The organism is Endozoicomonas sp. SESOKO1 (assembly GCF_024606265.1).
Lineage (GTDB): Bacteria > Pseudomonadota > Gammaproteobacteria > Pseudomonadales > Endozoicomonadaceae > Endozoicomonas.
On the sequence record NZ_JAHHPP010000048.1, the window covers coordinates 1 to 26,751 of the forward strand.

The 26,751-nt window shown below is 49.0% G+C and carries 17 protein-coding genes; all 17 read right to left on the reverse strand.

Features of this window, described 5'->3' with window-relative positions; translation table 11 throughout:
- The coding region (locus KDK13_RS02965) for a TerB N-terminal domain-containing protein (RefSeq protein WP_257283362.1) at positions 1 to 1,652 on the reverse strand (1,652 nt) is incomplete at its 3' end.
- 940 nt (positions 1,653 to 2,592) lie between these two features.
- Positions 2,593 to 2,712, reverse strand: coding sequence for a cytochrome bd-I oxidase subunit CydX (cydX, locus tag KDK13_RS02970; RefSeq protein ID WP_163373267.1), 120 nt, complete (start codon positions 2,710 to 2,712; stop codon positions 2,593 to 2,595).
- A 14-nt stretch (positions 2,713 to 2,726) separates the two neighbouring features.
- Positions 2,727 to 3,860, reverse strand: a complete 1,134-nt coding sequence (cydB, locus tag KDK13_RS02975; protein WP_257283363.1) for a cytochrome d ubiquinol oxidase subunit II — start codon at positions 3,858 to 3,860, stop codon at positions 2,727 to 2,729.
- A 12-nt stretch (positions 3,861 to 3,872) separates the two neighbouring features.
- Complete coding sequence (locus KDK13_RS02980) at positions 3,873 to 5,477, reverse strand: cytochrome ubiquinol oxidase subunit I (RefSeq protein WP_257283364.1); 1,605 nt, start codon at positions 5,475 to 5,477, stop codon at positions 3,873 to 3,875.
- Positions 5,478 to 5,784: 307 nt separating this feature from the next.
- The gene (locus tag KDK13_RS02985) at positions 5,785 to 7,764 is read right to left on the reverse strand and encodes a hypothetical protein (protein WP_257283366.1); all 1,980 of its coding nucleotides are present in this window, start codon (positions 7,762 to 7,764) and stop codon (positions 5,785 to 5,787) included.
- A gap of 112 nt (positions 7,765 to 7,876) precedes the next feature.
- Positions 7,877 to 10,087, reverse strand: a complete 2,211-nt coding sequence (locus tag KDK13_RS02990; protein WP_257283367.1) for a diguanylate cyclase — start codon at positions 10,085 to 10,087, stop codon at positions 7,877 to 7,879.
- 220 nt (positions 10,088 to 10,307) lie between these two features.
- Positions 10,308 to 11,321: an alpha-L-glutamate ligase-like protein gene (locus KDK13_RS02995; RefSeq protein WP_257283368.1), complete on the reverse strand. Its 1,014-nt coding sequence runs from the start codon at positions 11,319 to 11,321 to the stop codon at positions 10,308 to 10,310.
- 12 nt (positions 11,322 to 11,333) lie between these two features.
- Positions 11,334 to 12,893, reverse strand: coding sequence for an inactive transglutaminase family protein (locus tag KDK13_RS03000; RefSeq protein ID WP_257283369.1), 1,560 nt, complete (start codon positions 12,891 to 12,893; stop codon positions 11,334 to 11,336).
- A gap of 107 nt (positions 12,894 to 13,000) precedes the next feature.
- Positions 13,001 to 14,164, reverse strand: a complete 1,164-nt coding sequence (locus KDK13_RS03005; protein WP_257283370.1) for a RimK/LysX family protein — start codon at positions 14,162 to 14,164, stop codon at positions 13,001 to 13,003.
- Between the two features lie 261 nt (positions 14,165 to 14,425).
- On the reverse strand, positions 14,426 to 15,757 hold the full coding sequence (gene brnQ / locus KDK13_RS03010) for a branched-chain amino acid transport system II carrier protein (protein WP_257283371.1): 1,332 nt from the start codon (positions 15,755 to 15,757) through the stop codon (positions 14,426 to 14,428).
- Positions 15,758 to 15,973: 216 nt separating this feature from the next.
- The gene (gene corA / locus KDK13_RS03015; RefSeq protein WP_257283372.1) at positions 15,974 to 16,927 is read right to left on the reverse strand and encodes a magnesium/cobalt transporter CorA; all 954 of its coding nucleotides are present in this window, start codon (positions 16,925 to 16,927) and stop codon (positions 15,974 to 15,976) included.
- A 239-nt stretch (positions 16,928 to 17,166) separates the two neighbouring features.
- Positions 17,167 to 19,878: a [protein-PII] uridylyltransferase gene (gene glnD, locus KDK13_RS03020; RefSeq protein ID WP_257283373.1), complete on the reverse strand. Its 2,712-nt coding sequence runs from the start codon at positions 19,876 to 19,878 to the stop codon at positions 17,167 to 17,169.
- Entirely contained in the window at positions 19,879 to 20,673 is a 795-nt protein-coding gene (map, locus tag KDK13_RS03025; RefSeq protein ID WP_257283374.1) for a type I methionyl aminopeptidase, read from the reverse strand.
- 152 nt (positions 20,674 to 20,825) lie between these two features.
- Entirely contained in the window at positions 20,826 to 22,409 is a 1,584-nt protein-coding gene (locus KDK13_RS03030) for a hypothetical protein (RefSeq protein WP_257283375.1), read from the reverse strand.
- 101 nt (positions 22,410 to 22,510) lie between these two features.
- Positions 22,511 to 24,145, reverse strand: a complete 1,635-nt coding sequence (locus KDK13_RS03035; RefSeq protein WP_257283376.1) for a hypothetical protein — start codon at positions 24,143 to 24,145, stop codon at positions 22,511 to 22,513.
- 125 nt (positions 24,146 to 24,270) lie between these two features.
- Entirely contained in the window at positions 24,271 to 25,797 is a 1,527-nt protein-coding gene (locus tag KDK13_RS03040; RefSeq protein ID WP_257283377.1) for a hypothetical protein, read from the reverse strand.
- Positions 25,798 to 25,918: 121 nt separating this feature from the next.
- Positions 25,919 to 26,629, reverse strand: coding sequence for a cell division cycle 123 family protein (locus tag KDK13_RS03045; protein WP_257283378.1), 711 nt, complete (start codon positions 26,627 to 26,629; stop codon positions 25,919 to 25,921).
- Between the last annotated feature and the right edge of the window lie 122 nt (positions 26,630 to 26,751).

Here is a 26,751-nt window from a genome sequence, read left to right on the forward strand (position 1 = left end):
ACAACAACTTGCCAAGGCAGCGTAAAAAAGTGTCCGGAAAATCCTTGCCATATCAGTTTTTCGATAGGTGATAAATTGGTGTTGTGGTCAATGAGCTGAGTTAATAAATTTGATTCCGCCTGATCAGTATGCGAATCAACTGAGGCAACCATTGCCCCTAGACGGAGTACCACGCCCATTTCACTATAAGCCTTAGATGGCTCAAAGTATTTGCCATGCCCTTCAGGAAATAGAACCAGCTTTCCATCTGCACTAGTCTTAGCATGATGATAACGAGTATCAGGAGCTATGCCATAACCCAATTTTTGAGCAAGATTCTGAATTAATTCAGATTCCTTTTTATTGATTTTGGAAGGTAAAGGTGATTTGGTAAATGTCCAGAATTCCTCAACATCGACCAGACCTTTTTTTGTTGAAATAGCATCATCTGCCCATTTCTTAAATTTACCTAATCCTAGCGTGGCTCCTAAATCACTTATTTCGTCAGGCAAGAACAATATGGCTTTAATATCTGTCGGTGAAGTATCCGGTTTGGCAAGATACCTGCTATAAGCATCTAGTTCTGCAGTACACTCATCTGCAATGGCAATGAGCTTATTTACAGGACCTTTTAAGTTACTTGGATCGGGAAGATCTTGTTGAGGCAAGGATATTCCACGTAGAGAGGAGCTGGCGGGATGATACCCAATTTTTAACCGTGTTTTATTGGCTTTGACAACAATGCCGTCACCATATTTTTTACTATAGAGGCGTGTAAACATCTGGCTGAATTCATAGCTACAACGCTGTGCTGGTTTCTTTAAATTATAATCTGGATAAAACCGAATCCAAGCCAATGCTAGTTCGGCAGGAATGGGCTTTTCATCATTTACCGTGATGGCAAGTCGATGTTTAAATAATAGTGAATCCCTTTGAGGTGTTTTTTCCAGTTCTGAATATGATACTGCGTGAGGACGCAGTATACACATGATTTCCAATAGTCGTGTTGCATAACTTGAAAAGGATCGACTACTGCCGTAAATGCCTTTTAATCGGAGTACTTCTTCAAACAATACTTTAAATTCTGTGTCATCTACTTCCTGCTTAAGTGAATCAACGGTAATACGCCTTTCAATGCCGTAGAAATAAATAAACACATAACCCAAGGGGGTGTCTGGATCACTTCTATTGCCAGATAGCCAACTAAGGAAAGCTCCACGCCCTTTAGGAGTGAGTGATATAAATTTAGGCCAATAGCCTAAACTTTCATCATCAAATGTGGATGCTTTGTTTTCAATTTTTAGTGAGTCATCAACTAATGAGGCTTCTGTTCCATATTCATCTAATGAATTGAGCTTTCCTCCAAAATAAAAATTGCCACCAGTGATTTTTTGACCATTAATGATGATAGATTCACTGGATTTGATCCATTTTCCTGGTGTTTTGTTTTTGCTTTTTTCCTCGTTATAGCCATATGAAATACTGAAAGTAGCTAGATCATCATCATGATTACTGTTCGCCACAACCCTATTGTCTGTAGCCATGTTTACACTGACTTCATTTTTATAACTTAGTCTATGATTCTTCTGAGCCCGTTGTTTTGAGGGCGTTGCCGATGCTTTGATGGCGCAGTACAAAATTATCGCACCTCCAACTAATATCAAAAATTCCATATTCGCCTCAGTTGTGATGTTTTTGTGATTTTTGCCGTGAAAATCCCTGACTCGGGCGCGAGCCTATCCGCCTTTCACCGGGCAAGCGTGGAAAAGTCATGAAACTCCGCACCCTGCGTGGGCGTTAGACAGGTATTGAGTGCTCATGGTCGCCTTTCTCCTTGCGCTTTAAACCTTGGATTACTCCGTAGCATGCCAAGATAGGAGCATCTGGATGTACAGATTTCCGAATCACAGAATTAATGTGTCGACACCTCAAGCTTTCCCTTGTGAATCGGGATTATATGCGAGCCTCGATTCGCTGGTCGCAAATACGCTACCGCCTGTGGCTTGTACCAACGCCTTTTATTGTTGTTGGGGAGCATAGGGCCAGATAGCTTTGGTGGAGAATTAATAACAGTTTTTGGCTAATGCATCTGTAAATGTATCCCTTATATAGGTGCTAATACTTGTAATCATATTGTGAAAAAAGTGAGTGTTGATTGATTTAGCGCAATGGATCGGTGTAATTGTTTGAAGCAGTGCTTCAGGGGAGTAAAAGTTGGGGCTTACTGTTCACTCCAAAAATCAAAAATTAGCCAGCGAGATCGACTATCTTGAGATTATTAGCTCAATATACTTCACGATTATGGAATCCGCCGATTTACCCATTCAGCAGATCAGAAACTACCTGAGCGGGAACAAGTGCCGACTGAGTGTTCTTTCCAGTCTTGCACTTGGCCAGCTGGAAAAGCAGATCGTAAACTTCACGCTTCTTGCAATCCCTTTTCCCGGAATGTTGCATTGTGGGTGGGCTTAATAAAAAAGGATGTACCAAAAAGATACAAAAAAACGGCACCATTTTCCCGAATAACATTCACCACAAAATGCAGCAAAGGTACGGTTTGGTACCGTTTTTGAGGCTCAGGTTACAATCAAATTGTAACCTAAAATTTTTTTATCAATCTAACTCATTGATTTCATTATCAAAATTGTCCGAATGAAATTCGTACCACATCACATTAATAATCCCGAAAGCACAAGCCAGAAGTACACCAAGGATCCAGGCAAAATACCACATTGTTCAGTTCCCTCTCAGTAAAGTGAATGACTTTCTTGTTCAATGCGCTCAGCGGTCATGCGGCCCCAGAGCTTGTAGAAACACCAGATGGTGTAGCCAAGAATGATGGGAACAAACACAACGGCTACGCCGGTCATGATGGCCAGCGTCATAAAGCTTGAGGTTGCGTCCCAGAGTGTCAGGCTGAAGGATGGGTCGGTACTGGAAGTCAGTACAAACGGGAACAGGCTGAAACCGGCGGTCATGATGATGCCGGCCTGGGCCAGTGATGAGCAGGTGAAGTTAAGCCCATCCTGTCGGGTGCCGGAGAAGATTATGACGCCAAGGGTGCCCAGGAAGCCGAGTACCGGGGCAATCATCATGATCGGGTATTGGCTGTAGTTATTCAGCCAGGCGCCCTGGGCAAGCATGACGGTTTTTTCCAGTGGGTTGGAGGGTGCATTGGTGTCCAGAATGCTGGTGACCTGGTAACCGTTGATGTGAGCAACCCAGAAACCACCCATGGCAAAGGCCACCATGGTCAGCAGGGCAGAGTAGCGGGCGACAGTAGCCGCACGGTGACGGATGGGGTCGCCAGAACGCATTTTCTGCCAGACTGCGCCCTGCATGGTCAGCATGGATGCACTGACAACGCCGCACAATAACGAGAATGGGTTGAGCAGATCAAAGAATGAGCCAGAGAAGCTGGAGCGCATAAAGCCGTCCAGCTCAAAGCCAAAGCCGACAAAGATGTTGCCAAAGCCAACGCCAAACACCAGGGATGGGACGATACCGCTGACAAACAGTCCCCAGTCCCAGGCGTTACGCCAGCGTGGGTCAGGCAGTTTTGAGCGGTAGTCAAAGGCCATGGGGCGAATCAACAGGGCAAAAAGTACCAGAACCATGGCCCAGTAGAAGCCGGAGAAGGCGGTCGCATAGACGGTCGGCCAGGCGGCAAACAGCGCACCACCGGCGGTGATCAGCCAGACCTGGTTGCCATCCCAGTGGGGGGCAACTGCATTAATCATGATTCGACGTTCAGTGTCGTTTTTGCTCATGAATGGCAGGAGGTTGGCTGTGCCCAGATCGTAGCCATCCATAATGGCAAAACCGATAAACAGGACGCCGATCAGTACCCACCAGATAAATCGGAGAATTTCATAATCCATGGTCATCGCTCCTTATGCCTTGCCCTGGAGGGGACTGTCAGAAACTGAAGCATCATCGGCTAAAGCCTGCTGTTGTTCGAAGTGGTAACGACCGGTATGCAGGCTGCTTGGGCCAAGTTTGGAATATTTCACCAGCAGCCAGACTTCAACGATGGCAAAGATACCGTAGAACAGGGTGAAACCGGCGATGCTCAGGTACAGGTCAGTTACCGTCCGGGTGGACGCCGACAGGTAGGTGGGCAGGATACCGGAGATCGACCAGGGCTGACGACCGTATTCCGCCACAAACCAGCCCATTTCACTGGCAATCCAGGGAAGGGGCAGGGACCAGAGGCAGAGTTTCAGGAAGAAGCGGCTCTTGTATTCATTACGACGGGCGGTTTTCACAAAGGCCGTCACCAGCAGCAGAAGCATCAGGACGCCGCAGCCAACCATGATGCGGAAAGAAAAGAACAGTGGCCAAACCGTTGGAATGGCATCTTCTGCCGCCTGACGGATCATTGCATCGTTGGCTGCAGGGATGTTATCGGTATAACGGGTCAGCAACAGGCCATAGCCGAGGTCGTCCACCACTTCCAGGAAGGCGGCGCGGTTATCAGGGGTATCTTCACCGTTTTTCAGTTTCTGCAGCAGGTCATAGGCGACCATACCGCTCTTGATGCGGACGATCTTGTTTTCAATCAGGTCTTTGATACCCGTCACTTCTTCATCCAGAGAGCGGGTGGCAATAATACCCATCAGGTATGGAATCTTGATGGCGTAATCGGTTTCCATATTCTCCTGGTCAGGAATCCCGATGACGGTAAAGCTGGCCGGTGCCGGGTGGGTTTCCCATTCTGCTTCAATGGCGGCCAGTTTTACTTCCTGAACATCACCCAGCTCATAGCCGGATTCGTCGCCCAGAAGAATAACCGACAGAATGGCGGCCAGACCAAATCCGGAAGCCACGGCAAATGAGCGGCGGGCAAAGCCGATATCACGATTATTCAGCAGGTAGTAGGCAGAAATGGACAGGACGAAAATAGCGCCAGTGGTATAACCCGCCGCTACCGTATGGATAAATTTAACCTGGGCCACCGGGTTGAATACCAGGTCGGCAAAGCTGGTCATCTCCATGCGCATGGTTTCAAAGTTGAACTCGGCACCCACCGGGTTCTGCATCCAGGCGTTGGCAATCAGAATCCAGAGCGCCGACAGGTTGGTGCCGATGGCCATCAACCAGGTACAGGCCAGATGCTGCACTTTACTCAGCCGGTCCCAACCGAAGAAGAACATACCCACGAAGGTGGATTCCAGGAAGAAGGCCATCAGGGCTTCAATGGCCAGTGGTGCGCCGAAAATATCGCCAACGTAGTGGGAGTAGTAGGACCAGTTGGTACCAAACTGGAACTCCATGGTCAGGCCGGTGGCGACACCCACGGCAAAGTTGATACCAAAGAGTTTTCCCCAGAACCGGGTCATGTCCTTATAGATCTGCTTGCCCGTCATGACATAGACGGATTCCATAATGGCAAGGATAAAGGTCATGCCAAGGGTCAGTGGCACAAACAGGAAATGGTAGAGCGCTGTAATGGCAAATTGAAAGCGCGAGAGATCTATGACTTCTTCCAGAATCATACGACTCCTCCATAGATAAAATTGGAGATACGCCCGGCTACCTGCATCATAGAACGTAATTGTGGCTTCAGCCAGCGGCTCCCGTCAGGATAGCGGGAATCAGAGAGTGTTCCGGTTCCCATGGCCTGGAATGAAAAAGGGCTTTCGGTGAAATCAGCGAGCTATTGATAACGGTTCTGAGCAATAAGTGAACAGAAAACGATAGTACCTCATGTAGAAAAATAGGTATATTTCGGTATACCGCATGCTGTTTGGCTTGTTGCTCTGTGGATGGCAGTACGAACCACTGTAAGCTTTGGATCACTGCTTATGCCATGCCTTTCAGGCTCAAACGGGTAATGGTTTTTTTGGCGTTGTAAAGGTTAATGTGCCAGTTATCTTTTGGCTGTGGAACTTCCATGGCTGAGACATTATCAAGAGAATAGGAAGCACTCAGTGGTGTCTCGTAACGGGCAATAAACTGCAGCCTTTCCAGGCTGGCATTATAGGTTTTCACCAGAAAGTTGATGGTCTGGTCACTCAGCGGCACCCGGTAATAACGGATCAGGTTTTGTGCCAGTTTTTCAGCACTGGCCGCGAGGTTCTTGTCTACAGCGCTGGCCATCGCTTCTCCCCAGGCGGCTTTGGTTCGGGCACTCATCCCCGGTTCAATATTGGCCAGGCTGATGGCATTGGCAGTTTCGATGGCCCTTTGGATTTGTGGATCGTGAAGATGGATGTAGGGGTCAAGAATGGTCGCGATCTCAATGGCAAGATCACGGGCCACGGCTTCAGTCAGGTTTTTGTCGTCGTCTACCTGTACCGGGCTTTGCTGGTTGTTTTCGTCTCTCGGCAGCGTTTCAGGCATGGCTTTGGGTAAGTCCGGTGACTCATTGAGGTATTGCCGAATACGTTGAGTGACTTCTGCCTTATCCTCTTCATCAAGGAAAATGGTCTGTTCCGATATGGTCAGACTGCGTTTCAGGTTTTCATTATTCTGATGCTGATATTTACTGGAGAGTTTCTGCCAGTTCTGCAGGGCACGCTTTAATTGCAGGCTGTCCCGCCCTTGTTTCAGGTAAGCCCTGTGGCTTTCATTGTAGATCTGGAGCGCTTTTTCCAGCTGCTGGCTCTTCGCTGTCAGTGTTAACAGGTGTTTTTTTGCCCCTTTTTTCTGGGGGCTGGAAAGGGTCAGCTGACGCGCTTCGTGAACCTGGAGGCTGAGACTGTCCAGGGATTTTGTTGCGATGGCCAGCAGCTTGTGGGTGCTTAGCCCGTTACCACTGCCAATTTCTGAAGGAATCCCGATATTGTTCAAGTAAGTGGTTAATGCCTTTAAACGTGAGTATACCCTGGCACGGCTGATGCGCAGGTCATTGCGTTCTTCCTCCAGCTTATCCAGGGCCCTGGCAAGGTCCCAGTGGCCGGTGTACTCAATTTTCAGGTAGGCAATTTCCCGGCCGCAGATCAGCTCGAAACAGAGGGTCAGTATCTCCTCCACGTCGTGGAGGGTCATCAGGTTTTCATTGCCTTCCTCTATGGCGGAAAGGATCCGCTCAATAAAGAGAGGCTCCCGTTTCTGTCCATCGTGGGGGCGGGAAACCATGCCATTAAGGCGCTTTTTCAGCGCTTCGGCGGTTCGTGGGTGGTTCTCGTTGAGAGAGAGCCAGGCTTTTTCGGTTTCTTCCCTGGCTTCTTCGATAATGTCCCGCATACGGCTGAAAAGACCGGCGCGGCGGAATATTTCAATGCGCTCTGCCTGTTTGGCCAGTTGCTGGTTACCGGTCAGGTCTTCAACGGCGGTTGAAACCCACTCAGGTCCGAGATCAAGCTTACGCAGGAGAATACCGGCAGAATGAATACGACGCTGCTCTTCGGGCATATTCACCTGACCAAGATCCCGGACCTGGTAGATCAGCTCAGGAATCTGGTCGATCAGGCTGAGGAGATTTATCCGGTCTCTCGCCTGTTGCCGACCGTGGGTCATGTTGTGAAACAGTCGATAACCGATGCCCAGAGCAACGGCGATAACGGAGTAGCCCAGGAAATAAAAGGCCCGCTCAAGAGGCATTATGACCCCGTAGGCAAAATAGTAACCAAAATAGGCAGCCATCAGGGTGACGGGGCCGGCAGTCCAGGCGTATTGCAGAATGGTGACGCTCCAGGGCTCCTGTTGCGGGGCTCTGGCTATTTTCTCAAGCCAGCGAAGGTCGCGTCCTTCCAGTTTCAGGTCAACATTTTCCAGCTTCTTTTTCTGTGGCTCTTTTTTATCGGCAGCGTTGTTATGAAGGCCGGTTGCATTGGACATGTTGGCGTTAACCTGAAGCGGGGGAGTCTCTTTTGACAGCTATTCTAATCAGCCTCAACTCCAAATCCCTATATGTAAATCTACGATAGTGGCTGGAAGTTCTTTGGGGTGCTTATGTAGCCGGCAAACGAACATCAGTCAGGCTTGTGCTGATTGAAGTCCGGTTTTTACCTTTCTGCTTTGCCTGGTACATTGCCGAATCCGCTTCCTCAAGCATTTTGTCCAGGGAGTTCATATCCTTGGACAGGGCAGAAATGCCAATGCTGACGGTTATGGGCTGACAGTTAACCCATCTATGGTTTTTTGCATGTTCACTGACAATGGCGTTTCTCATTCGTTCAGCAACCAGGAATGCCTGCCATGGCTCTGTATTGGGCAATAATGCGACAAACTCTTCACCGCCGTAACGCCCTAATAAGTCATGGTGCCTTAGCGACTGGCGGCATACCAGCGCCGTGGTTTTAAGTATCTGGTCTCCGGCATGGTGTCCCTGCTGGTCGTTAAGTTGTTTGAAGTCATCCATGTCCATAAAGAGGGCGCAGCAGGATCGGGTGGTGGTGTCCAGAACCGCCTGGTCAAGGAAAGCCTGGATGATATTATCTGCTTCCCTGCAGAAGGCCCGACGGTTCAGCAATCCGGTCAGTGGGTCAAGGTTGGCCTGCTGCTGCCAGAAAAGCGACTGTCGATTTGCCTGAAAGAGGGTGCGCGCATGGTTGCTGATATCGCTGGCGGTTTGCCAGGTAGCGGCATTGCGGTGATGTCTGGAGGGAGAAAGTACCATGAGAATTTTATTCCCGTGTTCCATGTTCAGAGGGAATACCCAGTAAATTGCGCCATACCGGTCTTTAAAATTGATTTTTGTTTCGATGCCTGCAGCGATGACACTGAGCAAGTCGTCTTCGATGTCTGGCAGCTGGCGGGCTAAATTGTTGGCAGTTTTGGAGTAGTCCGTCGATTCCCCGAGGGAAAAGTGCCATTCATCCTGCTGGTGGCAAAGCATCATTGCAGGAACGCCAGGTAATACCTCTTCGAAGGTTGCCAGTACTTTCTGGATCAGATCATTGTCTGAGAGTGGTGAGTCCGGGTTTTGCAGGTGCTCCCGGAGTGCTGTCTCAAATATGCGCCGTTTTCCGCTGGACGGGGCGATGGCGTTAATTGACATGGCGTGGTGCAGGTTCTGTTGATGGCCATACCAGTAACACAGTGGCAGCAGGACGGCATGAAAAGAAAGGAGCATTAACTCAGGGTAGCTTGGCAGATTTCCTGGCCAAGCGCCGGTATACCATGACCATGAGAGTAAAATGACCATGGTCAGGGCTGAAGGAAAGGCCATTTTTGCGGGACGAATGCCGTTATAGAGGCAGTAGGCGGTTGCCAGGGCAACCAGGGCAAAGCTTGCCAGCAGAGTATAGGCGGCCAGTTTAAGCGTTGCCCCTGATGCAGTGCTTGCCAGAGTGACCGCATAAACCGCGAGAGCCATTCCAACGGTGTTCAGTGCAAGAATCAATCGGTCAGTTTTCGGGGTGTAGATCGGCAGCAGTGTCAGGGTTCGATAGCTGATAATACCGGTAACCAGTACCGTTGCCGTCATCAGGCTGAGCCAGTGGCCCGGATCCCCCGGCCATGAGACAACACGAAAAATGTCGCCTTCCCACATCAGAATCATCATGTTGGCAGCCAGCAGATGGCTGATGAGCAGATACAAGGCAGGTGTTCTATTCCTGAGGGTCAGGGTAAAGATGAAAATCAAGGCAACGATCAGTAGCGTCTGAATCGAGCTGATGGCGGTTTGTTGTTCACTCAGCGCTTCGTAGTAGTTCAGCGATGGCCATAATTCAGGATTGAGTGAATTGAGTGCTACTGGATCGTGACGTATATACCAGGTTTTGGTCTCCCCGGGCTTGAGTTTCAGCATTATTGTATTGGGAGCCATGCCGGACAGTGAACCATCAATGCCCATTTTTTTCAGGTGATATCCGTTGTTGACCGGGATAAAAACATCCAGCTTCTTATGGGGAACCTGGCGGAACACCATCAGCCAGTCATGGGGAGAGTAGGGTGACAGTTCAATATCCAGGCGATACCAGTTCAGGTGGCTATCTTTATTGGGGGCTGAGCTTTTAAAAAAGACGGGTGGCGGCGTAACCGGCCGGAGTTGCAGGTCGGTGATAGGGTCGTCACCACTGAGATAAACAGGATTGGCAACTAATGAGCAGGAAAGTGACAGCAATAACACCAAAAGGATCAGGCGAATACCGTTGGCAGGTTGATGGATGACCCGGCGCTGATCATTTTTTCTGGGTAGATGCTGTATCGAAAACAACAATTTCATCTTCCCTGACGAGGTATCAAGCTCCAAATCGACTACCTGTTGTCTATTTTCTGGGGATAGTTAGCTTTCTCCTTCCCGGAGAAGCAGGGCACTCAAAACATTCTGACACAGTCGTGGGAGTTCTGTGAAGCGTTTGTATTGGCCACACCCGATGCTTTTCATGGCTTGATATGATTGTCACAAAATGACCGTCCATGGTCTGCAGAATTTTTTATGCTTTCTGCGGTGTTTGCATGATGGATACACCAAAATGCTGCTGTGAAAAAGCAACCCGTTCTTCAATCGGCAGGTCGTGCTTGCGAAGCGATTCGATCATTTCAAGTCTGGGTTTGATCCCCTGGCCATTGGCAATCTGAATCGCCAGCCCCGGTCTTGCATTGAGTTCCAGGATCAGTGGCCCAAGGTTTTTATCCAGCACCAGATCGACCCCCAGATAACCCAGGCTGGTCATCTCATGGCAGGCAGCAGACAGGCATAATATTTTATGCCAGTGAGGTACTTTGAGCGTTGAGAAATTGTGGCCTGTATCTGGATGAGTGTTGACCGGCAAATCATGCTGCACACTTCTGAGGCTGTTACCGGTGGCAATGTCCAGACCAACGCCCACCGCACCCTGATGCAGGTTTGCCTTGCCATCGGATTTCCGGGTGGCCAGGCGCATCATGGCCATTACCGGGAAGCCCCGGAAAACAATGACCCGGATATCCGGTACCCCTTCAAAGCTGTAGTCCTTAAAAATGGGGTCAGCGACGATCAGGCTTTCGATAACGGCAACGTCGGACTTTCCGCCCAGACTGTAGAGACCGCCCAGAATATTGGAAACATCACGGCTAATGGCGTTAAAGGATAAGCTTTCACCACTGGCCTTGACATACCGGTCACCGTCACGGCCAGTAATCACCAGAATGCCTTTACCACCGCTACCTTTGGCCGGTTTGATGACAAACTGCTCCAGTGGCTCAAGAATACTCTTCAGCTTGCGAATATCGGACTGGTATTCAATGACACCAATCAGTTTTGGCACATCAACACCGGCCTTTTCGGCCATGCGTTTGGTGGTCAGTTTGTCATCCACCAGTGGCAGGAGACGCCTGGGGTTATATCGGGAGATATAATTCAGGTTGCGGCTGTTCATGCTCAGTATCCCGGACTCCTTGAGCCGGGAAGGTGTTGCTATTGAGTTTTTTGTCAGCGTGTTTTGCACAAAGCTGCTTAACCATCCCATGGAAGCTGACCTCTACTTATCAGAATTAACCGAATTAACCGAATTAACCGAATGAACCAGTGGGTAAAACCGCTTGAGTTCAAGCAGCCGATAGCCAGTGTACTGGCCAAGCAGCAGAACAATGCCCAATAAGGTCAGCATCAGTTCAGGAAAGTTGAAGGTTAGCTGTTCAACAATGGGGTTGGACATCAACAGATAACTCATGGTTGCCACCAGAAGACTGCCGCCGCCTTCTTTAAATACATCCTTGGGGCCTTCCTCTTCCCAGAGGATGGACATTCTTTCAATGGTCCATGCCAGAATGATCATCGGGAAGAAAGTAACCGTCAGTGCCTGGGTGATACCCAGCTTCCAGCTCAGGATACTCATGGCGGCCATGATCAGTATCACCACTATGATGACAGCCCCCAGTCGTGCGACCAGCAGCATGTTCTGCTGGCTGAGGAAAGATCGTATCCATAAACCAATGGACACCAGGGAGATGAAAATCACCAACCCGGGTATTAATTGAGTTTGCAGGAAAGCCATGGCAATCAGCACCGGCATAAATGTGCCGGATGTGCGCAGACCGACGACAATTCGCATAAACAGAACCGTCAGCACGCCAATCGGTATCAACAGAATAATCTTAAAGGCATTCTGGACTTCCAATGGCAGGGAGTAGATGGAAAAGTCAATTAATGCTGCACCATCCTGGGTTGCCTGGGTGAGTGCCAGCTCTCTGGTGGGGACATTCTGGGAAATAATAGAGAACTTGACGTCAGAGTTAACGCCGCCCATAACATCCAGCAGTGATTTGGCCCCACGTTGCCAGAGGAAGAAGGCTTCCGGATTGCCGGCTTTACCGGTTTTGGGATCAAAGAGTTGCCATTGCGTGCCATCATACACCTCTATCATGTCCACAATGGGTTGCCGGCGACGGCCATCTTCCAGGTGAAGGCCCCGGACAATGCGAGCAGGGATGTTACCCATATGAAGCAAATTGACCAGTAAGTCCGGAAGCGTGACACCTTCTTCTACCATGCCGAGTAGCATATTGGCGTTCTGGTCGGGTTCTTTGGCGTTAAACTGGCTAATCATGGTGCCTGCAAAGCTTACCGGGTCTGCTGAACGGTCAGTCACCTGGTTTAACAGGCTGGTTGCAGCGGTTTGATAAGGTTCGGGAAGTACAGGAGCAATGAATGGTTCGGGCTGGTCATTAACGCTCGGGCTGATGCCGGGCTCCAGACGGAGCTTAACCTTATAAAACAGATCCTGGCGACCATCCGCTTTGCGGGTACTCCAGACAGCACGACGCTGGCCGCCATCATTGGTCTGGTTAATTCCATAGCCCGGTGAGGCAAAGGATTCATCGAGAATTCTGACATCGGACTGCTGGTCCGGAAGGGTCAGGCTTGCCTGAGCCGCTTCCCCCCGGGCTTTGAAGCTCACCCAGGCTTCAATGCTCCAGACAGTAGAGATATCCTTGCCCAACAAAGGAAAACCCAGTGCAAAGTGTTTGTACAGGGTTAATCCCAGGCCGGCGACAATCAATACAGCAACCATAAGGCCAAGCTGAAAACGACCTTTCATTCTTTCCCTCGCTTTTTACTGTCTATCTCGGGTTCAGTTGATATTTAGGAAACGTATCTCAACTGAACCCGGCTCAAGGCTGCATGCCAATGAGAGCTTTATCCCGCTCAAGGCTGTCTGGTATCAGAAATATATTCTCTGGATACATCCACCAGGGCGCGCTTCTCAAGGAAGCGTGCACCAATCAAGGCCGGGAATTCATAGTTTTCCCTGCCTCGCAAAGTGAATTGTGTCGGTACAAGGATGTCACCAATTCTGGCGTTCAAGGTGATAACAGGGCGTCGTTCAGACTCTTCTCCATGACGTTTGATCCGAACGAACCGGGTTACCGGTTCCTGCATGGGTATAAGATCGCCCGCTGAATTTGCCAGTTGGAAGCGAACCCAGTCTTTACCATCTTTTTCAAAAAGTTCGATATCCCGGGCATCAAGGGAAGAGGTCAGGGCACCGGTATCAATCCGGGCTTTGAGGACGGTATTTGAATCAGGCAGGGCCATGTGTTCAATAGCTCCTACGGTGGCCAGTCCTTTAATGCTGACAGGTTTGATGATGGCCCTGGTGTATGACTTCTGGGTAACGGGAACCTGAGCTTTGCGGTTATTGGAACTGATCACCATTTTAGTGGCAATATGCTGCTGATTGACGTCGATAACGGCTAGATCCTGCATAAAGGTACGCCCGATCAACAGCGGTGACTCATAGCTGCTGCGATCAGTCAGGGAAACCGGCACAGACTGGGTAATGTCACCAATGGTGATGGTCATCATGACCACCGGGCGCTCAACAGATGAGAGCCCGGGACGTTTTATCCGGGTTACCCCTTTGACCGGCAGCTCCATGGGCTGAGTACCTTTGGAAGTACGGTGCAAGTCAAACTTGACCCATTTTTTGCCATCACGCTCAAAGAACTGGATATTTCTGCCATCCACGGAACTGGTTTCTGCTCCGGTATCCAGCTTTGCCTCTATTTTGAGGTTCAGGTTTGGCAAAGTGGCAGTTTCGTTGATGCCAAGGACGAGTCGACCATCCTGGTGAGCAGGTGTCTGGATTGTCTGCTCATGAATGGTAATCGCATGGGTCTCAGCAGGAGGCGTTGATTCTGCCTCCGGCATTGATGGCACCACGGGATGTTCCGACTCCTCAGGTGCTGGAGCGGGGTGGATAATACTTGAGTCGTCCTTGGCAGGACGCTCTTTATAAAAAACTGTCTGGCAGCCGGTCAAGATCATGGTTAAAACTAATAAAGCGGGCAGGGCCAAGTTGCGGAACATGTGACAAGCACTACGTTTTTGGGGGTTATTAAGGTTCACGCATCTACTGCGTGCAACCATGGCTGTTGCCTGTCATCAACAAAACTTTAGAGTCCTTGTAAAGGAATCTGGTGATAGTGGCTGAAGTATCGGCAACTAAAAGACACAGAAGCTTACTTGATCTGTCTTCGCTTGCCAATTGTTAATCATGACTAAATCCTGATATGTGCCAGCTAATATCATGTCGGTAGCAAAGCTGTACACATATCAGGGAGGTTTCTTTTATGGCGTTTGACAGTTCGATGCAGGCCTGAAAAACAAGCCCAGCAAAATGGTCATGAATAATACGACAAGTGACGGAAGGAACCAGACCATATGCACTTCATAGCCCGGGATCACGCGCAAAGGCTGCAAAACAGGCTGTAGCACGGCATAGTCTTTGATGCGCAGAACATCAATGATACTGAAGGTAAAAATGACCGCCAGTGTTGCCCGGTAAGTCAGGACGGGTCTGGGTAGCCAGTCACGAATCAGCCCGAGGAAAATCAGGGTTATGGAGATTGGATAGAGAATCAGCAGTACCGGAATAAAAAGGTCAATAATCTCGTTTAACTCCATATTGGCGAAAAAGATACAGATAATGCTGATGATGGTGACGATGGTTCGATAGCTGACCCTTTTAAACATTTCATCAAAGTATTCACTGGCGGCGGTGATGCAGCCAATGGCCGTGGTCAGGCAGGCCAGGGTCACCACAGCCGCAAGCAGCGCTATCCCGGTGGTTCCGAACAGTGTCTCGGCATAAATGGTCAGGATTTGCCCGCCGTTGTCCGGATCGGGGACTACCTCACGGCTGGTGGCTCCCAGGTAGAATAAAGAGAGGTAAACCAGGGCAAGTCCGACGGCGGCGATGATGCCGGTAATGAAACTGTAATGAAACAGGCTGGACTTATCTTCAATACCATGGGATTTAAGATTGGTGATGATGACTATGCCGAACATCAGCGCAGCGAGGGCATCCATGGTCATATAACCCTCAAGAAAACCTTTGATAACCGGCGCTTCGGTATAAGTCCCCATGGCCTGTCCGGGGACGCCGAGGGGGGAAAAAATTGGCGATAGGCCCAGAATGACCAGCAGGGCAATTAACGCTGGTGTAATCAGCTCTCCTACCGACTCCAGCAGTTTTCCGGGGCGAATAGACAGATACCAGGAGATGGCGAAAAAGATCAGGCTGAATAGCAGCTGGCTGAGTTTGCCGGGTTCAGCCAGAAAGGGTGTGATTCCCACTTCAAAAGAGACCAGGGCTGTCCTTGGTACGGCATACAAGGGACCAATGATCAGATAAATGCAGGAGCCAAGGGCGATGATCAGCGGTCTGGGCATTTCGCCACTGATTTCGTTGAATCCGCCACCGACTCTGGCGATGGCAACAATGCCCAGTAGCGGCAGGCCTACGCCGGTAAGCAGGAAGCCCACAGCGGCATACCACATATCCTGCCCTGCCAGTTGTCCCACCATGGGTGGGAAAATCAGGTTTCCTGCCCCGAGAAACATGGCGAATACCATAAACCCCATACCGACAATATTCTGTAAACTCAGTTTTTGCTTCATATTTTCAGCTTCCAGGATCCCCGATTATTGAAGTTTTTGCCGGGATCGGCCCTATTCAAATAGCCTTTCTGATGACAGATTATACCAACCTGTTGCCTGCTAACAGTATGGTCGCTATCTGTAAAAGTGGTAGCAGGGCAATCGCCGAGCCCGAAAAAGCACTATCAGTAAATCCTGGCTTGAGGTAAAGGAGTATAACCGCAGTTCTTCTGTTTCTTATAACCAGCCTTTACGTTTAAAGAACAGGAAGGTGGCTAAAGCGCTCAACAGCATCAGCCCCAGGGCCAGTGGGTAGCCATACTCAACCGAGAGTTCGGGCATGGTTTTGAAATTCATCCCATAAATACTGGCAATCAGTGTTGGTGGGAGGAACATCACGGCTGCCACGGAGAAAATCTTGATAATGTTGTTCTGTTCAAGGTTGATGTAGCCCATGGTGGACTCCATCAGAAAGTTGATTTTCTCGAACAGGAAGCCAGTGTGTGGCGTCAGGGATTCAATATCCCGAAGCATATCCCTGATACTGTCTCTCTGTTCATCATTGAGCATATGATTGCAGGCGCGCATCAGATAACGAAGTGAGCGCTGGGTATCCAGCAGATTCAATCTGACTTTGCCATTCAGGTCCTCCTGAAGGGTGATGGTGCGCAGCTGTTCATCAACATCTTTATACTGTTCTGAAAGTGCATTCTGGCTGACTGCTTCCAGATCCTCGTAAACTTCTTCCAGGGTGTCAGCAAGGTATTCAACCTTGGCATCAAAAAGGGCAATGATCACATCCAGGGGCGTTGTTGCCTTGACGTGCTGGGTTTTCAGGTGTTTGCGCATAAGCCTGAACAACCCGGTAGGCTCATCCTGAAGGGTAATCAGTATATCGGGTCTGAGGTTGAAAGCGACGTTAATATTTCTCAGCTCGTGGCCAGACCGGTGGGGAAACAGGGAGCGAATATGAATGCCGCTTTCGGTTTCAAAGTAGCGGGAGGAGATTTCAATTTCACCCAGATCTTCTTCCTCGGGAAGGCAGCCTGGGAAGTGTGTGGTTAACCAGTGGTGTTCATCACTGTCCGGCTCAGTGGCTTCCAGCCATATAGTACCCTTGGCCGGAGGGAAATCTGGCGTAACCCGGTCAATGGAAAATTGGTTTTCCTGGGCACTATAGGCAAAGATCATAGTTACTGCCTTATTGATAACGAAATAAATTGGCTGACTTGAATTCATAGTGCCAGCCACCAAACTATCTGAACGACCAGACCCTGAATATATCAAAAAACAACGGAAGATATTGTCATTTTCAGATTTCAGGAGATTGAACGGTTTACGAACAAAAAGGGGGGAGGAATTGTACGATAATTGACTTATATTAGGGTAGCAGGAATATGCCAGGTGCTAACCCGGATATTTCATAATTTTCAAGGTGTAATGGCATCATGGCTGGAAGCTTCACGCAGTACACGGATTAATGCGCTGCATATTTCGTTACAACTCGCAGCGTCCTGAATGGCTTCACCATTACTGTCTGCAATGATAAAACTGTCTTCGACCTTTTCTCCAAAGGTGGCAATTTTTGCGCCATGCACCTGCAGGCCCAGGCTGGCGAAGGTTTTGCCGATCAGGGCCAGCAGTCCGGGCCGGTCTGTTGCGGTAATATCAAGCACCGTTTGCCGGGGCTCAATCTGGTTGCTGATCAGCACCACTGGCTCCCGGTTAAAATAGCGCAGTTGTCGTGGCGTTCGACGGCGAATGAGGTCCGGGAACTTATCCGGTGCAGAAAGGGTTTTCTGCAGGTGAGTCCTGATGTCCAGTATCCGTTCGGCATTGGGACCGATGGCTGAGCCATCGCCTTCAAGAACGGTGTAGGTATCAAGGCTGTAGTTACTTCTGGAGGTAATGATACGGGCATCCTGAATGGCCAGTCCCAGCTGATGGAATGCGGCTACCGTGGCGGCAAACAGGTTGGACTGGTCATGGGTATAGACAAATACTCTCGAACCCTGGTGCTCATAGCCATCAGCAATTTCCGGAATCAGGATCAGTGGTTTTTCCGAGTCATGCTGAAGAATACCCACGGTCTGCCAGCTGATTTCATCGCTCTGGTGTCGAAGAAAATACTCATCATTAAACTGGTCCCAGAGATAGGATATGTCTTCCTCTTGTAAACCTTTCCCGGTTAACAGGGCCATTGCCCGCTGCTTGGTGTTGGCGATCTGCTCATTCATCTCGGGCAGATTATCGACGCCCCGTTTCAACAGCTGATGAGTTTGCGCAAACAGCTGTTGCAACAGAGAGGCTCGCCAGCCATTCCAGAGTCCGGGGTTGGTTGCGTTAATATCCGCTACTGTAAGGAGGTACAGGTACTTCAGTCGTGCCCGGGTACCGACACGCCGGGCAAAGTCCTGAATCACTTTTGGATCGGACAGGTCTTTTTTCTGGGCGGTGACTGACATGGTCAGGTGCTCCTGCACCAGCCAGACAATCAGTGCTGTATCTTCTTTATTCAGGCCATGAACACGACAGAATTGCCTGGCATCCACGGCACCGAGCTGTGAGTGGTCGCCGCCACGACCTTTGCCGATATCGTGGTAAAGGCCTGCCAGATAGAGTAATTCCGGTTTGGGAATTCTGTGGATGATTCTTGAAGCGATGGGAAACTGCTGCTGGCTCTTTTCATAGGAAAAGCTGCGCAGGTATTTTATCAATAACAGGGTATGGGCATCGACCGTGAGTGTATGGAAAAGATCATACTGCATCTGTCCTACGATTCGACCAAACTCCGGAAGGTAGCGACCCAGTATGCCGTAGCGGGCAAGCCTTCTTAACGTCGCTGTTAATGCATAGGGTGCTCGCATCAGCTCCAGAAAGAGCCGCGTGCATCTTGGGTCTTTGCGAAAGGTGCCGTCTACCAGGTGCCGGTAATCTCTCAGCAGCCGTATGGTTTCAGCGGTTGGTCCCTGGATTGTCTGATCCCGGGTGAGCAACACAAACATCTCCAGAATAGCGGGCGGGTGTTCGGCAAACACTTTATCGTGGACGGTTTCAATATAGTGATTGCATACCTGGAAACGTTCATTGATCCCATGAATTTCATGAATGATGCCGGCGCTGAGGATGTCGTCGTCAAAATGCTGCAGCAGCAGGTCTTTCAGCTGGCTGACAATCATGACCGTACGAAAGTAGCTCTGCATGAACTGCTCAACCGCCAAGGCCCCCGTGTGGTCATGATAACCAAACTGGCTGGCCAGCGTTCGCTGGTGGTCAAACAGCAGGCGATCTTCTCCCCGTCCTGTCAGGGAGTGAAGTGCCCAGCGAATTTTCCAGAGAAACGCCCGGCACCTCTGCAGTTGCTGATACTCAACATGGCTCAGGAAGCCAAGCTCCAAAAGCTCTGCGGGATCATGGGTTCCATAGTGCCGTCGGGCCACCCATCCCAACATGTGCAGATCCCGGAGGCCGCCCGGTGAACCCTTGATATTGGGCTCCAGATCATATTCGGTATCATTATATTTACGGTGTCGTTTTCGTTGTTCTTCGAATTTTGCCTGAAGATACCGTTGACTGGGCCACATATGTTCCGTGTCAATCATGTCCATCAGGTATTCGTGCAGGAATGCCGGGCCGGATATAACCCTGGACTCCATCAGGTTGGTGATGATGGTCAGATCATTGGCGGCCTGACTGGCACACTCATCAAGGGAGCGGACACTGGATCCGACTTTTAATCCGATATCCCAGAGCAGGGTCAGGAAACGTTCAATCGCATCCTGGTGCTCATGGTAATGGTCGTTTTCCAGCAGTATCAGAATGTCAATGTCTGATCCGGGGTGCAGCTCCCCCCGGCCATAACCACCAACCGCCAGAAGGGCAATCGGGCAGCTGTCGCTCCAGTTCAGGTGTTCCCATGCCAGGCGCAGAACCTGATCGATCAACCACGCCCTGGCAAATACCAGCTGTTCTATATCCATGCCATCCAGAAACCATTGATCCATTTTGGTGGTGGCTTCCTTCAGGCATTTCTTATAGGCCGGTATTGGTGTTTTGGAAATCGTTAAGTCCGCCCGGAACTGGCTCTTGTTGAAAAGACGGTCCTGAACAGAGGTTGGGATTTTCTGGAACAGATTACTCATTTAAAAGCTTTCTTCTGTTCGCTTGGTTAGCACTTCATAACCTGAAGCGGTTACCGCAATGGTGTGCTCCCACTGTGCAGACGGGCGCCGGTCTCTGGTTACCGCTGTCCAACCATCACCCAGTAGCTTGGTGCCTTTCTTGCCAGCATTGATCATTGGCTCAATAGTAAATGTCATGCCCTCTTTCAGGATGCAGTCATTTCTGTCGTTATAGCCTTCATAGTGGATGACCTGCGGGTCTTCATGGAAAACACTGCCAATGCCATGGCCGCAGTACTCTTCAACCACCGAGTAATGATTAGCGTGAGCATGCCCGGCAATGACACGACCAATATCACTCAGACGGTTACCCGGTTTAACTTGTTCAATACCCAGATAGAGACACTCCTGTGTCACCTGAACCAGCCTCTGGTTAAACGGTTGAACGTCACCAACCAGGAACATTTTGCTGGTATCACCGTGATAACCATCTTTGATCACCGTGATATCGATATTAACAACGTCACCACTTTTCAGGAATTTCTTGTCACTGGGAATGCCGTGACAGACAACCTGATTGATGGAAATGCAAGTGGATTTGGGAAAGCCGGGACGTCCGGGGGCTGCGCCATAATTCAGCGGGGCAGGGATTGCCTTTTGAATATTGACAATATAATCATGGCAAATGCTGTCCAGTTCGCCGGTTGAGACGCCGGGCTGCACATGGGGTTCGATCATTTCCAGCACTTCAGCGGCCAGACGGCCAGCGATGCGCATCTTTTCAATTTCTTCCGGGGTTTTGATGGTTACATTCATTGTCAGGTCAGGCCGTTTAAAAGATGCGAAAGTGAAATGATAATCTTACCAGAATCACCAAGTGATGTATGAACAATATTATATTTCCCTGCTGCTACTGGAATGTTGATGGGAATATTGATTCGGCAAGGTGGTTTGCCTGTTTACTGGCTTTAGAACCAGAAGCCGAGATATTTAAGGATGATTACTGCCGTACCAATGGGAGCAATAGCCTGTGCCCAACCCAAGGTGTGCCAGAATGTGGATAGCCAGGTTCTGTTATCCACGTTTGGATTGGTTCTGAACTGGACATCCAGGCTTCTTTTAGAAAAATAGTTCCTTTCGTACCGGTTCATATTGAAAAGCCCCCAGAGGGTGTACCATTTGCAATCCCAGGCATCGGGATCTGAGTCACAGGACTGGAGGTAGAAAGGAAAGTTTTTCTGATACACCGTTAATTTTAAAGTGTATTCTGTGTCGGGAGCCAGATGGTCATCATAGCTGAGCTCTTCATCAGCCAGGAATACCTTGCCCGGATAATAAAACAGTGCAGGAATGAAATTTCTGTAAATATTTTTATCAGGATGAGCACCATTTTTCAGTTTGAATTCCCACAGGGTTGACCGGCGAATTTTCTGGTCGCTCGAAATGGCATTCAGTGTCTGTTGAATGGCTCTGGCCTCATCAATATAAATAGTGGATTTTAACTTTTCACCGAATATAGAGGATTCATAAAGTTGCACCCGGACAATAATGCTCTTCAGCCTGGTTGATAAATCCTCTGACATCTCGCTCATGGTTGCCGCTGAGTAGTCTTGTGCCCTCAGGATAAGGGGGTATCCTTTGGCAACCCTTTGGCCATTATTCCCGGTGGTTGATTGCCAGATCAGCGGCTCTATTTCAGTATTATCAAAAGCGGTTGGCAGTGAGAAAGCATTGGGTGAGGCAGAAGTAATTCTTTTATAGGTATAGATAGAAAAGCTGACATTATCATAGCCATTTAACCGGCAGGCCAGACTGTCGGCCTGCTTGCCGTTGATCGTCATGCCGGAGCTGTATTCATTCCTTGGGTCTTCAATTGACAGTGTTGGACTGAGTTTTTCCGACTGGTTGCCGCTCCACCAGCTTGTTTTCAGGTTGCTGACGGTAATGGTTTCTTTCTCGCCAGGCAGCAGGTCATAACCGTTAGCCAGGATATCAACATAATTTTTGTGGCCGGGGTGCCACCATCTGTCGTCTTTGCGGATATATTTAACATTGAAGTCCAGTTGTCCCTGCCCGCAATTCTCTTTCCCGCAGTAGGTAATGTCTGCAAAACAGGTCAGTGCTATAGTGGTGCAGTTTCTGTCATCACAGAAAAAAATGGCTCCACAATGTTGTTCAGAGGTAACCAGCTCACAGTCCTGCCAACACCAGTGCAGGTTGATTGGGTAGCTGATGGTTTCTGACCACGCCGGTTCAGGGAGCGTTCTCAAAAACGCGGCGGCTTTGGCCCGGTCTATGTTCTTTAGATCCTGCCATGCTTCTTCATCATATGGTGTCTGTTGTCGAGCGTATTCATGGCTTGCTTCAGAGCACCGAAGAAACTCTCCCGTAAAGTTACGGGTTTTGTATTCGGGAATGACTACCCCCGGGCATTCTTTGCTGTGTATTTCGACGGGTGCACTTCGTTGGATGCAGTAATAGAATGCAGAAGCTGCTGTAGAATAAGAAGAGAGTATCAAGACAGATACACTGGGTTGGAGAAGTCTGATCATGGTATGTAAGGGTGTCTTTTTTTATCAGGGTGTCTTTTTTTATCAGGGTGTCTTTTTAATCAAAAGGCTCGTGCAGAACCCATGTAATCATGATCTGCGGCTTAGAGCAGGTAAAACACGGACGCAGCAATTACCCCTGCAGGCACCGCAAGTTGAGCATAGCCGACGAAATGCCAGAAGCTGGATAGCCAGGTTCGCTGGTCTACATTGGGGTTTGACCTGAACCTGACATCAAGGCTTTTCCCGGAAAAATAATTATCTTCATACCGGTTTGAACTGAAGAGTCCCCATAAGGTATACCACTGGCAATCCGGGGCATCGGGATCGGATTCACAGGACTGGTGGTAGAAAGGCAGGTTTTTCTGATAAACCGTTAACTTCAGTGTGTATATTGTGTTCGGAGCCAGCTGGTCGTCATAACTGAGGGCCTCGTTGGACAGGAATATTTTTCCGGGGTAATAGAACAGCGTGGGTACATAACTTCGGTAAATGTTTTTGTCAGGATTATCACCATTTTTCAGCTTGAACTCCCAAAGCGTGGACCGCCGAATTTTCTGGTCGCTGGAGATGGCGTTCAGTGTTTGTTGAATACCTTTTGCTTCATCGATATAGATAGTGGACTTCAGTCTGTCGCCAAACAGGGATGGTTCGTAGAGCTGGATTCTGACGATGATATTTTTCAGCTTTTCAGTAACGTCTTCTGATACCTCGTTGAGTGCAGCGGCAGAGAAGTCCTGGGCCCTCATGATCAATGGATATCCTTTTTCTTTCCTTGAGCCATCAAGACCAGGGGCGGATTGCCATACCAGTGGATCAATATCCTCGTTATCAAAGGTTTTGGGGAGTGAAAAGGCGTTGGGAGAGCGTGAGGCAATTCTATTTCGTGTAGTTACGGTAAAGCTGACTTCGTCTTCTCCCCTGAAGCGACAGGAAAGGCTGTCAGGCTGCTGGTTGTGAATATGCTGGTTGAAGATGTATTCATTTTTGGGGTCTTCAATAAACAGGGTTGGCGCTAACCTGGCGGACTGTGACGTCCTCCCGTGGTTTTTCAGATTGCTGACGGTGATTACTTCCTCTTCACCCGGCAACAGATCATAGCCGTTGGCAAGTCGGTCAATAAAGCCGGGGAGGTCAGGGTTCCAGCGGGCTTTATCTTTTTTCAGGAACGCAACGTCAAAGGCCAGTTTTCCCCCGCCATCTTCGCAGTACCGGCTTTCATGAATGGTGATATCGGCGTAACAGGTTTTTGGCTCCCAATGGCAATGTTTGACTGGTTTCATGTCACCGTCCGGGGTGGGCAGGTATATCTCATCACATACATAGTAGGAACCACAGTGCTGTTCATCGGTGACCAGGCGGCAGTCCTGCCAATCCCAGTGAAGGTAAGTGCGGTAATTGATAACGCCTGTCCAGGCTGGTGGTGGCTGTTGTCGCAAACTGTCGGCCGCCTCGTGGCGGCTGATGTTTTTCAGGTCCTGCCATGCTTCTTCGTCAAAGGATTCCGGTAAGCGAACATGGGTTTGGTGGTTGGCCGAACATCTTAACTCTTCAACGCGGAAGTTGCGGGTTTGATGGGAGGGTATAATGTGTCCCGGACATGACCGGCTGACCATCTCCCGGGGAGCAGACGTTTGCAGACAATAGTTGGCAACAAAAGGCCAGGCAGAAGAGAATGACTTTAATGGCAAAAGCATGAGTAGCAAAGCCGCATGCACAATTTTCTTTTTGATAGCCATTACATCAACCTGCGAAAGCTTTTAATGAGTTTATTGAGAACATTTATTGAGAGCATTTATTGTGAACATTTTTTTGTGAAAAACAGTATCCCCTTGCAGAAACTCATTGTCCTGTATTGATATTTTTAAAAGAGCTGCCGTCTTTTTCTACGCTCGGAAATCACGTTATCCCTGGTCAGCATATCAACCACGCTCTGCAGCTTTCTGGCTTCATCGAGACGGTTTTCCTGATTTTCCAGGGCGTTGATGCACATGGCAACAGCTCCTTTGAGCGTACCTGCCTCAACCATCATGACATCGCGTTCAATATCATCGTCATCTTCTGATGAATTGAAAACCTGGCTTGCCTTTGCCTGATAGAGAGCTCTTCCCATATCAGAACTGAGGTAATGCTGGCGATACCCGTCACGGACTTTTCTCAGGCCACCGGACCGACTGATGGCCAGTTCTTCATCAATATCTTTTTTGATCAGGGCAATGATGAAATATTTGGTATCCATTTCATTGGATTTACCGGCAACCCAGGTGATCCATGAGCTGACAGATGCCCACTTCCTGCTGGCGGAATTTTCAATGGTTACCATTGCTTCCCGGGCCAGGTTGCCATAGCGCATGAGTTTGTTCTGGTCATAAATGGGCGCAGCGCCAACGGTCATATCGCTCAGATAATAATCCAGATTGAAAATACGCTTGTCATATTCAACCGGGATACAGCCTATTTGAATGCCGTAGGTGGCCCTGATGTATGACCTTGCCCAGAATGCATCCATTAGCATCTCTTTGGCTCTTTTATTGCCTTCCTGGTCGGAAATGGTTCTGTATCTTTCTGAGGTGCCAAAGGTGTCTATGAATGTTTCGATGGCATCTTTGGTAAAACGGTTGATGCCCTCATCGATGACTCGCTTGTCCTGGGTTCGCATAGCCCGTAGTTGCAGGACATTGCGTTTCATATCCGCGATCTGTTCTGCGGTAAAAAGTGACATCGACTTGAGCTGGTCGCTACTGATTCCGAGCTGCTGGTGGAGTATGCCATTGGGCAGGATGATGTTGAAATGAAGCTCGCTGACCTGGGTATCCAGCTTTCGCAACGATGACTGATACTGGTGTATCAGCGGAAGCATATCAACCTGGTCAGCCGGGTCTGCAATAATGTCTGGCCTGAGGGTTGGAAAATGTTCCAGACTGTTCACGTCTTCAAGAAATACGTTCGATTCCTGTCTGAACGTCCTGACACTGTCAAGAAAATCCTTCACAGGCATTGGTTGAAGAATGCTTTCATCAGAAACTTTATGGAGACCCGAGACAACGACACTTAGATCTCTCAGGCTGCGACGAAGATCATCAATGGTTTTGAGCAGGATGTCACCATCACGCTCACCTCTCAAATAAAATGCCTGGATATACTGTTTCTCGATTTCGGTTTTGTTGGCAAGGTTGATGTTCAACTCGTCAGTATTCTCAGGCGTGATATTAACGACCGGAGGAAGAAGTGTTTCAGCGTCAGCTCTTGTATCTTTTTCGTAATAGTGCCCGGGAAAATATTCAGGCTGTGAGGGTTCATTCCGCGAGAACCCCCTGGCTGCAAAGGTTTCCGTAGAGGTAATAGATAGGATTAAAGCACAGAATAATAAGCGGCCAATGACTCTGTTCATTATTTTATCTCTGGAAAATTTTCTGAATTCTGAATATAGATTTGATGCTTTGATCATGTCGAAAGAATATAGTTCCGTTATCAGATTTTTAGCGTAACTATTCCAGACAAGCCTAACTGCTCTATACAACATAACGAAAATATATCGTGCCAGTGTTGTTGGCATGGAGTTTTTCAGCATCGTCTACCCAATTAAAGGCGGCTGATGCAGAGCCGTAGTCCTTACCAAAGGCATTGATTTCAATAAAATAAACCGTGGAGGCACTATCGCCGGTCAGCGCCATATCCATCACATATGAGTCAAGCGTTGAAATCTGGTCTCTAATATTGTCCCGAAAATGATTGTCTATTATTTGGACAATTCCAGGAGTTTTCTGCTCGTCGAGATATTCGTTTTTACGATACACATCCTGTTGGGAGATGGCGGTAATCTTTTTTTGGTCAACAAACACCCTGAGCTCCAGGTCCGGGTTAATGGTGCGCCAGGGAACCAGGTAGAGAGATAGCGCCTCTTTCCGACCTTCCGGAGTCGGCCCCAGGGGCGAATGGGAGCGCTCACTGGTCACCATAGACTCGAATACTTCGGCCAAGCTGTTGTATACCTTATTCTTGTGCTTACCGCGCTTTAGGGAGGCGTAATCACTTCTAACAAAATACGAATCAGTCTTCAGAGCTTTCTGCAACTTTTGATAGCTGCGTTTATCAGCTAAATCTTTAATATCATCCAGAGTGCCTGAAGAGAGAGAATCCGCCAAATGTGACACCCTTTGCCACCCCAACAGCTTGTCAATATCAGCCGACGGGATGGTGAACTGCTGGCAGTCAGGCTTCAAAGAGGTCATCCAGTGCCGTGCCGCAACAGCCTCTCCAGCGGCATCATAATCCTCTGGATAAGGTATGAACTTTTTTAATCACCGATAGTCCAAGGAAATTGATAATAAATGAATCTGTTTTA